This window comes from Acinetobacter wanghuae (assembly GCF_009557235.1).
Taxonomy (GTDB): Bacteria; Pseudomonadota; Gammaproteobacteria; order Pseudomonadales; family Moraxellaceae; genus Acinetobacter; species Acinetobacter wanghuae.
Map to the genome: position 1 here is coordinate 2,126,445 of NZ_CP045650.1, position 11,936 is coordinate 2,138,380.

The 11,936-nt window shown below is 44.2% G+C and carries 10 protein-coding genes; 1 reads left to right on the forward strand and 9 read right to left on the reverse strand.

The features are described 5' to 3' along the window. Nucleotides 1-4: 4 nt before the first annotated feature. From nuoH to ndhC, 7 genes are all read right to left on the reverse strand, one after another. The gene (nuoH, locus tag GFH30_RS10110; RefSeq protein WP_153372293.1) at nucleotides 5-1,024 is read right to left on the reverse strand and encodes an NADH-quinone oxidoreductase subunit NuoH; all 1,020 of its coding nucleotides are present in this window, start codon (nucleotides 1,022-1,024) and stop codon (nucleotides 5-7) included. Between the two features lie 3 nt (nucleotides 1,025-1,027). Continuing rightward, nucleotides 1,028-3,706 carry an NADH-quinone oxidoreductase subunit NuoG gene (gene nuoG, locus GFH30_RS10115; RefSeq protein ID WP_153372295.1) on the reverse strand — a complete coding sequence of 893 codons (2,679 nt, stop codon included), beginning with the start codon at nucleotides 3,704-3,706 and terminating at the stop codon, nucleotides 1,028-1,030. Nucleotides 3,707-3,717: 11 nt separating this feature from the next. Then, nucleotides 3,718-5,049: an NADH-quinone oxidoreductase subunit NuoF gene (gene nuoF, locus GFH30_RS10120; protein ID WP_153372297.1), complete on the reverse strand. Its 1,332-nt coding sequence runs from the start codon at nucleotides 5,047-5,049 to the stop codon at nucleotides 3,718-3,720. Then, nucleotides 5,046-5,555 (reverse strand): NADH-quinone oxidoreductase subunit NuoE, encoded by a 510-nt coding sequence (nuoE, locus tag GFH30_RS10125; RefSeq protein ID WP_153372299.1) that lies wholly within the window; start codon nucleotides 5,553-5,555, stop codon nucleotides 5,046-5,048. The genes nuoF and nuoE overlap by 4 nt, the downstream gene beginning before the upstream one ends. Nucleotides 5,556-5,569: 14 nt before the next feature. Next, the gene (nuoC, locus tag GFH30_RS10130; protein WP_153372301.1) at nucleotides 5,570-7,357 is read right to left on the reverse strand and encodes an NADH-quinone oxidoreductase subunit C/D; all 1,788 of its coding nucleotides are present in this window, start codon (nucleotides 7,355-7,357) and stop codon (nucleotides 5,570-5,572) included. An 87-nt stretch (nucleotides 7,358-7,444) separates the two neighbouring features. Next, nucleotides 7,445-8,125, reverse strand: a complete 681-nt coding sequence (locus tag GFH30_RS10135) for a NuoB/complex I 20 kDa subunit family protein (protein ID WP_153372303.1) — start codon at nucleotides 8,123-8,125, stop codon at nucleotides 7,445-7,447. 6 nt (nucleotides 8,126-8,131) lie between these two features. After that, nucleotides 8,132-8,677 carry an NADH-quinone oxidoreductase subunit A gene (gene ndhC, locus GFH30_RS10140; protein WP_153372305.1) on the reverse strand — a complete coding sequence of 182 codons (546 nt, stop codon included), beginning with the start codon at nucleotides 8,675-8,677 and terminating at the stop codon, nucleotides 8,132-8,134. Nucleotides 8,678-9,083: 406 nt separating this feature from the next. Between ndhC and GFH30_RS10145 the strand changes: the two genes are divergently transcribed. Beyond that, nucleotides 9,084-9,440 (forward strand): hypothetical protein, encoded by a 357-nt coding sequence (locus GFH30_RS10145; RefSeq protein ID WP_153372306.1) that lies wholly within the window; start codon nucleotides 9,084-9,086, stop codon nucleotides 9,438-9,440. Between the two features lie 46 nt (nucleotides 9,441-9,486). On the opposite strand, the gene bfmS is transcribed toward GFH30_RS10145, so the two are convergent. Together bfmS and bfmR are read right to left on the reverse strand one after the other, a co-directional pair. Further along, complete coding sequence (gene bfmS / locus GFH30_RS10150) at nucleotides 9,487-11,160, reverse strand: sensor histidine kinase BfmS (RefSeq protein ID WP_153372308.1); 1,674 nt, start codon at nucleotides 11,158-11,160, stop codon at nucleotides 9,487-9,489. A 43-nt stretch (nucleotides 11,161-11,203) separates the two neighbouring features. Then, on the reverse strand, nucleotides 11,204-11,920 hold the full coding sequence (bfmR, locus tag GFH30_RS10155) for a response regulator transcription factor BfmR (protein ID WP_153372310.1): 717 nt from the start codon (nucleotides 11,918-11,920) through the stop codon (nucleotides 11,204-11,206). Nucleotides 11,921-11,936: the final 16 nt, after the last annotated feature.

Sequence of the window (11,936 nt, forward strand, 5' to 3'; positions counted from 1 at the left end):
TGTCTTAGGCCGTATGATTCATCAGAATCACAGCACCAGTCACCAAAAGGTTAACCAACGCGAGTGGCAAGCAAATTTTCCAACCAAAGTTCATCACTTGGTCATAACGTGGACGCATTAAAGAACCACGCGCCAATACAAACATCATTACAAAGAATGCTGTTTTGATAATGAACCAGAATGCAGGTGGAATGAACGAAAGTTCAAGGTTAAATGGCGCAAGCCAACCACCGAAGAATAAGGTCACGATTAAAGCAGAGATGAGAACTACGTTGACGTATTCGGCAACGAAGAACATACCCCATTTCATACCACCGTATTCGACATGGTAACCTTCCGCCAATTCTTGTTCCGCTTCTGGTTGGTCAAATGGGTGACGATGCGTTACCGCAACACCCGCAACCATGAAGATAAGGAAACCTAAGAACTGAGGAACCACAAACCATACATCACGTTGTGCTTCTACAATTTCACGCATGTTGAATGAGCCTGCAATTGCAACCACACCCATCAAGGAAATACCCAAGAACACTTCATAAGAAATGGTTTGAGCAGCAGAACGTAGACCACCGAGTAATGCATATTTGTTATTTGATGACCAACCACCAAACAATACTGCATACACAGCAAGACCCGCCATTGCCATAAAGAACAACAGACCAATGCTCATGTCCGAAACACCTAAGTATGGTGAAACCGGAATAACCATAAACGACAATACCGCAGTTGCCATCGCAACTGCAGGTGCCATACGGAAGGTTAATTTGTCAGCAAATTTTGGTGTCCAGTCTTCTTTGAACATGATTTTGAGCATGTCGGCAACGATCTGGAAAATACCACCCGGACCTACACGGTTCGGACCGTAACGGTCTTGCCACAAACCTAAAAGACGACGTTCAATAAAAGACATCAACGCAGCGATCAATACCACAACCAGTAAGATCACAATTGCTTGCAGAACTGAATAGGCGATTGGCCAGTTTTCAGCCCAAAGCGGCGTTTGACGGATTAATTCTTGTTCCATGAATTACACTCCTACCGCGACTGATACAGGCTCTGCAAGAGATACCGTTGGTGCTAGACCAATTGGGTAACCAATATAACCTGTTGGTAAATATTCAATCACTTGCACTGGAAGAACGATTGAAGCCTCACCTGCTTTCACAGTGATTTTTTGACCGTCTGTTAAGTTCAAGCGTGTTGCATCTTGTTCACCGACTGCAAAGACCGCTTCAGGAATACGCGATTCCATGGCTGGTGTTTTCAGGGTAAATTCGCCAGACGCGAAGATGTGGTGCATTGGCACTAAGCGGAAGCTTTCAGCGTTTACAAGTACAGGCGCAGGTGCGACATAGCTACGTGCAGGACGTTTTGCCAAACGATCAAATAAACGAATACCTGAATCACCACCTTTCAATGAACCGCCCACTGTTTCTTGGAATTTATTCCAAGCTTGTGGTGAGTTCCAACCCGCAGACCATGCAAATGGTACAAGCGCAGACGGTGTTTGATTACCGACATAACCTTCCATCGAGAATGTTAATGCAGAATCTTTATCGGTTGGTTGTTTCGGCTCATGAATCGACAACGGCGCACGCATAGAGGTACGACCGGAGTAACGACGTGGTTCACGTGCCACTTTTAAGCCATGTACACGGAAGCCTGCATCTGGTGCTACATCTTGAATTGCTTCTAACGCAGGTACATTTTTCGCAACTGCTTCAATCACATCATCAAGCACGGTCCAAGCAATCGCTTGACCTTTCACGCCAGTTTCAATGGCATGCAACCAGCGCCAAGATTCTTTGATCGCAAGTTCTGGTTTGTAGTAGCTCGGGTCATACACTTGATAGAAACGTTGTGCACGGCCTTCTTGCGATACAACCGTACCATCACCTTCGGCGAAGCTTGCAGCAGAAAGTACGATATTCGCTTTCTTCACAGTTTCAGTTTCTGAGTGATCAAGAACAATCACTTCTTTGCCTGAAAGTGCAGCATCGACTTGTGCAGCAGGTAAACGACGATAAAGGTCATTTTCCACAATCACAACAGTGTCATAGTCTTGTGCAAATGCTTGCTCAAGGCTGTTGCCACCGAAGATTGCCAAGCCCATTGAGTTCACTTCAGGAACAGTCAAAGTTAAGCCTGCATTGCCAAGGTTTTGCGCCACTTGTGCAGCAGCTTCCATGATCGCTGGATCTTGTAAGCTTGTACCCGAAATAATGAGTGGTTTTTTCGCAGCTTTTAAGGTATCTGCAATGGTTTGTGCAAATGCTTTCGCATCATCGTCTAAACCAAGAACGCTTTCGCCTTTAATGCTTGCAGCAACTGCAAAACCTAAACGCGCAATGTCGTTTGGAGAAGCAACAACCTCACCTGTCGCAACGTCAGACAAACGTGTTTGTGTTGCAGCCAAAATGTAAATCGGAGATTTCGCATCTTGGGCAATACGCTGAACAGGTTCAGCCAACCATTCTTGCGTACGGCGCTCTGCCGCCATTTCCTTGCCTTTATTTTTCGCAGCTTGGCGAACAGATAAAGCCATACGTGGCGCAGTTTGTGTCAGGTCTTCACCCAAAATCAATACAGCATCGTAGCTTTCGATTTCACGCATACCTGGGTTGTAAACACCCTCGGTTTGCATAATAGACGCTGCAAGCTCAACTAAGTTTTGCTCTTTTTGAGATAAACCTGTTGAGAAGTTGTCCTGACCCACCAATTCACGAAGTGCAAAGTTTGATTCAAGCGATGCACGCGGAGAACCGATACCCAACACTTTTTTGCCTTGGATTTTTGCAATCACAGTATCAAGCGCTGTATCTACAGACACAGTTTCAACGTTTGTACCTTGACGGAACTGTGGTTGACGCGGACGATCTTCACGGTTCACATAACCCGTACCGAAACGACCTTTATCACATAGGAAGTATTGGTTCACTTCACCGTTGAAACGGTTTTCGACACGACGCAGCTCACCATAACGTTCACCCGGAGAAATATTACAACCCGAAGAACAGCCTTGGCATACGCTTGGCGCATACTGCATGTCCCACTTACGGTTATAACGTTCTGAATGCGTTTTGTCGGTGAATACACCTGTTGGGCAGACTTCAGTCAAGTTACCTGAGAATTCAGATTCTAATGTACCTGATTCTGGACGACCAAAGTAAACGCGTGATGCATTCGCATAGACACCAAAGTCTGTGCCGCCAGCGTAGTCTTTGTAGTAACGAACACAACGGTAACATGCGATACAACGGTTCATCTCGTGCGCAATAAACGAACCAAGCTCTTGGTTGTAATGCGTACGTTTAGTGAAACGGTAACGACGACGATCGTGCTGTGTCATGACTGTCATATCTTGTAAATGACAGTGACCACCTTCTTCACAGACTGGGCAGTCGTGTGGGTGGTTGGTCATTAAGAATTCAACAATCGATGCACGGAATTCCGTTGCTTCTTTGTCTTCAATCGAAATATAGGAATTGTCAGAAGCTGGCGTCATACATGACATCACCAAACGTCCACGCGTATCTTCTGGATTCGCGTATTGTTTGACGGCACATTGACGGCAAGAACCAACAGAACCTAAGGATGGATGCCAACAAAAGTATGGAATATCCAGACCCAAAGACAAACATGCTTGTAGCAAGTTTTCCGAGCCATTTACTTCGTAGTCTTTTCCATCGACATGAATTGTAGCCATAGTCGAATTCCTTAAACTTGTTCGGTGTTGCTAACTTGAGCGGCCGCATTTACGACTTTCGCTTCAAATTCGCCACGGAAATGTTTGAGAGCGCCCATAAGCGGTTCCATTGCACCCGGCGCATGGGCACAGAAAGTCTTACCAATCCACAACTTACGAGTTAGTTCTTGTAAGTGATCGATATCTTCCTGTTTACCTGTACCATTTTCCAATGCTTTCAGCGCTTTCACCGCCCAAGGTAAACCATCACGGCAAGGGGTACAGAAGCCACATGATTCACGTGCAAAGAATTCTTCTAAGTTACGTGTTGCAGACACCATACATTGGGTTTCATCCACCACCATGAGCAAACATGTCCCTAAACGTGAACCTGCTTTCATGATGGTTTCAGCATCCATTGGCAAATCAATATGTTCTGCTGCCAAGAAGTCAGTTGATGCACCACCTGGTAACCATGCTTTCAGTTTTAAACCGTCGCGCATACCACCAGCATGTTCTTCAATCACTTCACGTGCAGTCGTACCAAATGGAAGCTCCCAAAGACCCGGGAATTTCACTTTACCTGAGGCACCGTAAATTTTTGTGCCTGGATCTTTCGATTTACCCGCAGATAAACCGATATACCATTCAGGACCACGCAGCATGATTGCAGGTAAGTTGTTGTAGGTTTCTACGTTGTTGACAATCGTAGGACGCCCCCAAGCACCTGCCACTTGCGGGAATGGCGGCTTAGTACGTGGATTTGCACGGCGACCTTCAAGCGAGTTAATCAATGCAGTTTCTTCACCACAAATATAACGACCCGCACCCGTATGCACGTGTAAATCGAAGCTCCAACCAGATCCTAGGATGTTTTCACCCAAGTAACCTTTGGCACGAATTTGCTCAAGTGCTTCATTTAAGTACTGAGCGGCCTCAATGTATTCGCCACGAATAAAGATATAACCGTGTGTTGCTTCTAGCGTATAACCCGCAATCAACATCCCTTCGATCAATTGATGTGGAAGATCTTCCATCAACAAACGGTCTTTAAAGGTACCCGGTTCCATTTCATCGGCATTACAAATCAGGTAACGTGGACCTGAATTGTCGTTTGGCGCCATGAGCGACCATTTAATACCTGCTGGGAAGCCTGCACCACCACGACCTTTTACAGTTGCAGCTTTAATGACATCAAGTACATCTTTAGGCGGCATTGTGAGTGCTTTTTTAAAGCCCGCATAACCTTCTAAAGCTTCATAGTCATCTGCACTGCGAACATTGGCTTGTTTACTTAAACGCCAAGTCAGTGGATGCGTTTCTGGGTTACCGTCGCCATAAATTGGTTTTGGTTCAGTATTCATACATACTTCTCCAATAACTGTTTAATTGAAGTCACTTCAACCAGACCGTGCGTATCTTCATCAATCATTAAGGTTGGACCTTTGTCACAGTTACCTAAACAGCAAATCGGAAGTAAAGTAAAACGACCATCAGCGGTGGTTTGACCAAACGAGATACCGAGTTCACGTTGGAATGCTTCTGCCAAAGTTTCCGCACCCATCAAGAAACACGCAATCGAATCACATAATAAAATCACGTGACGACCAACAGGTTGACGGTAAATACGGTTATAGAATGTCGCCACGCCTTCCAAATCGGCAACGCTCATTGAAAGCATTTGCGCGATGGCATTCATTTGTGCGTCATCGACCCAACCATTACGGCGTTGTACACATTTAAGTGCATCTAAACATGCCGCACGTGGGTATGGGTAATGACCAATGTGATGTTCGATATCGTGAATTTCTTCCGCAGTCAAAATCCCTTCAACATTCACACGTGGTTTTTTATCAGTCAAAATCATCATAATGCGATTACCCCTTAGCGATCCACGTCAGCCATTACGACGTCAATGGTCGCTAAATAAATGATTAAGTCAGACATTAAGCTGCCGTTAATCACAGAAGGCATTTGCTGTAAATGCGTGAAGGTTGGTGTACGAATACGAGTACGGTAACTCATCGTTGACTTGTCTGAAGTCAAGTAGTAGTTCGACGCACCTTTCACCACTTCCGCCATCACAGATGCTTCACCTGCTGGCATGACAGGACCCCAAGATACGCTTAAGAAGTGCGTAATCAAGGTTTCAATATCTTGTAGTGTCTTGTCTTTTGGTGGTGGAACAGCCAGTGGATGATCTGCTTTATATGCACCAGACGGCATGTTATCTAAACATTGCTTGATGATTTTCAGCGATTCTTCGATTTCACGGTAGTGAACCATGACACGTGCATATGCATCGCCTTCATACTCAAGTGGTACTTCGAAATCATAGTTTTCGTAGCCACTGTATGGACGGTACTTACGTACGTCAAAATCGATACCTGTCGCACGCAGACCTGTACCTGTCACACCCCAAGCCAATGCTGATTTTGCATCGTATTGCGCAACATTACGGGTACGACCAATAAATACAGAGTTTTTCAGCGCTGCAGTATGGTATTCCTTCAAACGTTTAGGCATCCAATCCAAGATTTCACGGATTAAATGTTGCCAGTTGTTTGGAAGGTCGTGTGCTGTACCACCGATACGGAACCATGCTGGGTGCATACGGTAACCGGTGATCGCTTCAATCGCGTCATAGATTTTTTGACGATCGGCGAACATGTAGAACACAGGTGTCATACCGCCGGCATCTTGAATTGCAGTACCAATGAACAATAAGTGGTTATTGATACGGAACAATTCAGACATCATCACGCGAATACATTGTGCACGGTCAGGAACAGTAATCCCTGCCATTTGCTCAACACCTAACACGTAAGGCATGTTTTGCGCACAACCACCTAAGTAGTCGACACGGTCTGTATACGGAATGAATGAATGCCAAGTTTGACGTTCAGCCATCTTTTCCACACCACGGTGGTGATAACCGATGTCAGGCACACAGTCTTTCACTTCTTCACCGTCCAACTGCAGAATGACACGGAAGGCACCGTGCGCAGATGGATGGTTCGGACCCAAGTTTAGGAACATGAAGTCTTCATCTTTATTACCGCGTTTCATACCCCAATCTTCAGGTACGAAGCGAAGATGCTCTTGCTCGTAATCTTGTTTCGCTTGGTTTTGCATGTACGGCGTATATTCAGTCGCACGTGCAGAATATTCTTTACGAAGTGGATGACCTTCCCAATAGGTTGGCAACAAAATACGACGGAGCATTGGATGCCCTTCGAAATTGATGCCGAACATATCGTAAGCTTCACGTTCGTACCAGTTGGCATTTGGCCAAATGTTGGTTGCTGTTGGAAGATTAAGATCACTCTCAGCTAACGCAACTTTAATACGAATATCGGTATTACGCTCTAAAGACAACAAGTGATAGAACACTGTGAAGTCAGATGCAGGCAATCCATCACGGTGCGTACGTAGACGCTCATCTACCGCTGACAAATCGAATAGCATCACGTAAGGACGCGATACAGTACGCAAGAACATTAAGACGTCTTGCACACGTGCGCGCTCAACCCAAACTGTCGGGAAATCCTCGAAAGTCTTTTGCACATAGAAGTTCTCACCAAACTTGGTTTTGAGCTCTTCTACAATTGCAAATGCAGGGCGGGAATCAACCGGCGTTGATTCTGGCATAGCAATGTCAGTTTCAGCCATTAGCTTGGCTTCCTATTTAATACAAATTCAGTCAACTTAAACGACAATGACACCCTCAATTAGGTGCATCAACATAGCGCGCTTAAATTATTTAATTTCATCCATCGAACGTAGATTTTTCACAGCAACACGCTGTTCTTTCTTACGGTCACGTTCAGGCATCATCTTTGGCTTATAAACTGGCTTAAGATCGTCACCAATGACCGCTGAAAGCGGACGACGTTCGAGTTGAATTTGGTCTTGCAACAACATCAATGCCTGAATTAAAGCTTCAGGACGTGGTGGGCAACCTGGAACATAAACATCGACTGGGATGATTTTATCCACGCCTTGTACAACCGAATAAATGTCGTACATACCACCTGAGTTTGCGCATGCACCCATTGAAATGACCCATTTTGGCTCTAACATTTGTTCATACAAACGTTGAATCACTGGCGCCATTTTCACGAAGCACGTACCAGCAACAATCATCAAATCTGCTTGACGAGGTGAAGCACGGATAACCTCTGCACCGAAGCGTGACAAGTCATGTACGCCTGTTAACGTTGTTGCATATTCAACATAGCAACAAGATGTACCAAAGTTAAACGGCCAAACCGAGTTCTTACGACCCCAGTTTACTGCTGTGTGCATCACGTCCTCTAAACGAGTCATGAACACATTTTTATTCACTTCTTCTTGTAAAAGCGGATCTTCTACCGGAATACGCTCTTGAAGTGGATATTGATCAGCATCCGGATTCGCACGGGTTAAAGTATATTTCATCCCGAGTTACTCCTTATCAGATGATGTAGCCGGTGAAGATTTCACACGACCAGAGGATTGAGCTGGGATTTGACCAGTCGGGTCTGTTACCAATTCTTCAATTGAGTTAAAGCGCGTAATTTCTGCAAGATCCATATTTGGCGAACCAATTTTGAACGCCTTACCAGCAGCTTTACGTTTGTCAGTCGGCGCCCAATTCAACGCACCCACTTTCACGGCATAAATCAATGCAATCAATAAATCGACCACAAAAATAACCACAGTTGTGAAACCGAACCACCCTGCTTCACGCACAGAAGTAGACCATGCATAAAGATAAAGTGCTTCAATATCGAAAACGACAAAGAAAATCGCCACTAAATAGAATTTCGCAGACAAGCGGATACGAGCTCCACCTGCACCTACTACACCTGACTCAAACTGCTCCTGCTTAGCACGGCCCCATGACTTACCCCCTAGGAGTAATGGAACTGTGAGCATGAAGACGCATAAAAATGTAACGCCGATCACGAAGGCAATAATTGCCCAATCGTATGGAGTAATGGCACTCATGCGGGGATAACTCCTGGCAGGCCTATTTATTAACAAAAGAATGTATGTATTGGCCTTCGAATACACCAAACACAAAATTAATCCCGCCAATTGTACCTGATTTTAGATTTCACTTGCTAGTTTATAAGCCTTAGTCTTTTAGATGTTTTTTTATGCAAATGCTCTTTGGTAAAGCTTTGTATGACATACAGCACCAATCAATCGATTTAACAAATAAAAAATCATTTTTTAATTATTTTTTCCAAACTCAAGCGCTTATAAAAACAATGCTTATCACTAATAAAAAATACTGATTTACAATCATTTGTTTGGTTTTTGCAACAAGAGGTCTCAGATTCTTCAACCTAGCATCAGATTGTGATATTTGTGTAGTGAAACACAACAATCACAATAAGGTCGACATTCTATGAGTTTAGATTTCACTCACAAACCTGATTATTTCTTATCCGCCCAACTTTTCATTCGCCACCTTGAAACTTACGTCGAAAAGCACCCTGAAGCTGACAATGCAATTTTTGATTTACGCGATATTTACGAGCTGTTCCGTCAGGACTTAGCCTCAGCAACCACAAACCTTGACGGCATTTTGAATATTGCAGATGAATATAAAGTCGACACCTTAGAAGGCGACCAAAAGATCATTCAAAGCTATCAAATTAATGCTAAAAACAACACACTCCTACTCGAACTTAATGCACACGCATTAACCAGTTTACGTGCAGGTAAAAGCATCATTGCACCTGATGCCAATTTGCACGAATAATTAAATTTTCTAAACAAAAAAACGATGCCGATGCATCGTTTTTTGTTTAAGGTTCAATCAAGGGCACTTCTTCTTTGTGCTCATCACTAGATTTATGCTTGTTCTTTTTGCGATAACGATGTGGCGGCCAACTCATCGTAAAACGCGCTCCACCCAAGGTCGGACTTTCATCCACAGTGATGGTTCCGCCGAACCAAAAGGCGATTCGACTCACAATAGACAAGCCTAAACCGTAACCACCTGAAGCACGTGTACGACTATCGTCTAATCGCGAAAATGCCTCAAAAATCCGTTGACGGTCTTCTTCTGGAATACCTGCCCCATCATCCTCAACACAGATATAAGCTTGACCTTGATAATCAAGCCCACCACTGACCACAATACGCTCATCACAATAACGAATCGCATTACCTACCAAGTTTTGAATCACGCGATGTAAGTAACGACGCTCTGCATCCACCACAAAGTTCTCAGGCATAGGCAGGAGTTCAATTTTTTTCTGAGTCTTTAAGGCTTCAGTCTCAACCACGACCTGATCAAGTACGTCATACAAAATCACCTGCTCAAAATCAAGCGATGGCGTCCCCTGCTCAAGCTTGGCATAAGTCATGATCTCATCAATCAAGGTGTTCAGCGCTTCAATGTCTTTATCAATTTGCTCCACTTGCTGCAATCGATACTCATAATCATCTTCATCAGCAAGCATTTCCATGGCAAACCGAATGCGTGCCACTGGGGTACGTAACTCATGAGACACTGCACGCATCAATTCGCGCTGCGACTCAATCAAACGCTGAATATGATCTGACATTTTGTTATAGCTCGATGCCAGTAAAGCCATTTCATCTTTGCCGTCAATTTCAAGACGCATCGATAAATTACCGGACTTCATTTTGTTTAAAGCGTAGCTCACTTCACGCAGCTTACGCTGTAAAGGCAGCAATAGACCATACACACCAAGACTAAGTACAAATAAGCTGAGCAAGGTAATACCTGCCGCCAACTGGAAAGGCATCCAGTTAAACAACGGCACAGGACCCATCACCAACACTTCAGAAGTTGAACTTGGAATAGGCGAAACAATTGAAATGGTGGTACCGCGAATCGAGGCACTATCCCGATACAAAATAATACTGTGATCTAAACGTAAGCGACCAATTTGCTCTGAATCGAGCGGCAGGCTTTGAACACTTTCAATACCGATCGGATAAGAAAAATGAGATTGGATTTTGGCAAGATATTCTTTTTCTTGACCCGGATAATACACCAAATAATCTAAAATAAAGACCGGCAACGCCTTCATTTGGCGTTCAGTCAGATTATCTGCCTTGATATAAAGATAATGATCTGGATCATCCTTCAAGCCCAGTACAATATAAGCAACGCTGGTTTGCGCATCCCAACGCACAACCGCACGACGATCGTTGATACGCCGCCTTTCCGCACGTGTCAGCTCAACTTTGTCAGATTTGACATAATAGATCGGCAATTCCAGCAAATCTGATGCATCTGAAATCCAATCTATTTTTTGTTGAGCGTTGGGTTGCCGTGCTACACCTTCACTAATGATAAATGCAATACCATCAGTCAAGGACTCACGATACTCTTGCGCACGTTGGTAGTTAATAATCTGTACCAACAGATAGCCGAACAGTGCCACCAACACCACGAGGATGACAAGCCCTGCATAGATACGCAAAAATATACTGTGTTTAAACACCTAGGGTTTTACTCACTTATATTAGCCATTGAAACGGTATGCATTACATACCGTTGGTTTCTTTGACAAACAAATAACCTTTACTACGTACGGTTTTAATACGTTTTGGATTTTCCGGATCATCACCAATTTTTGGGCGAATACGTGAAATACGCACATCGATTGAACGGTCTTGACCATCATATTCAATACCGCGTAAACGCTCAAAAATATCTTCACGCGATAAAATACGACCCGCATTTGAAGCCAGCAACCATAATAAGTCATATTCTGCACTGGTGAAATCAACGAGTTCGTTATTGAGTGTAACTGAGCGACCGCCGTTATCAATCACTAAGTCATCAAATTCAATACGTTGCGCAACTTCATCTTCAGGCACTTTGTCTGTACGACGTAACAATGCACGAATACGCGCTAAAAGCACACGCGGTTGAACAGGCTTAGCGACATAATCATCCGCGCCCATTTCAAGACCCAAGACTTGATCCATATCTTCAGTACGCGCAGTCAACATCAGAATCGGTTGATGATAATGTGGACGAACTTCACGGCAAATAGTCAAACCATCCGCACCCGGCAACATTACATCAAGTACAACCAAGTCAGGTTGTTCAGCAACAATACGACGAATCGCACGATTACCATCTGGCTCTACCCCAACCTCTAAACCATTGCGAATCAGGTATTCCTGTGTCAAACGAGCCAAACGCTCATCATCTTCCACAATTAAAATCTTGGGTAACTTTTCTTCTTGACTCATATGTTTGTCCCTTTAT

Coding starts and splice junctions, on each gene's coding strand:
- nuoH (WP_153372293.1), bottom strand. CDS start 1,024: ATGGAACAAGAATTAATCCGTCAAACGCCGCTTTGGGCTGAAAACTGG.
- nuoG (WP_153372295.1), bottom strand. CDS start 3,706: ATGGCTACAATTCATGTCGATGGAAAAGACTACGAAGTAAATGGCTCG.
- nuoF (WP_153372297.1), bottom strand. CDS start 5,049: ATGAATACTGAACCAAAACCAATTTATGGCGACGGTAACCCAGAAACG.
- nuoE (WP_153372299.1), bottom strand. CDS start 5,555: ATGATGATTTTGACTGATAAAAAACCACGTGTGAATGTTGAAGGGATT.
- nuoC (WP_153372301.1), bottom strand. CDS start 7,357: ATGGCTGAAACTGACATTGCTATGCCAGAATCAACGCCGGTTGATTCC.
- GFH30_RS10135 (WP_153372303.1), bottom strand. CDS start 8,125: ATGAAATATACTTTAACCCGTGCGAATCCGGATGCTGATCAATATCCA.
- ndhC (WP_153372305.1), bottom strand. CDS start 8,677: ATGAGTGCCATTACTCCATACGATTGGGCAATTATTGCCTTCGTGATC.
- GFH30_RS10145 (WP_153372306.1), top strand. CDS start 9,084: ATGAGTTTAGATTTCACTCACAAACCTGATTATTTCTTATCCGCCCAA.
- bfmR (WP_153372310.1), bottom strand. CDS start 11,920: ATGAGTCAAGAAGAAAAGTTACCCAAGATTTTAATTGTGGAAGATGAT.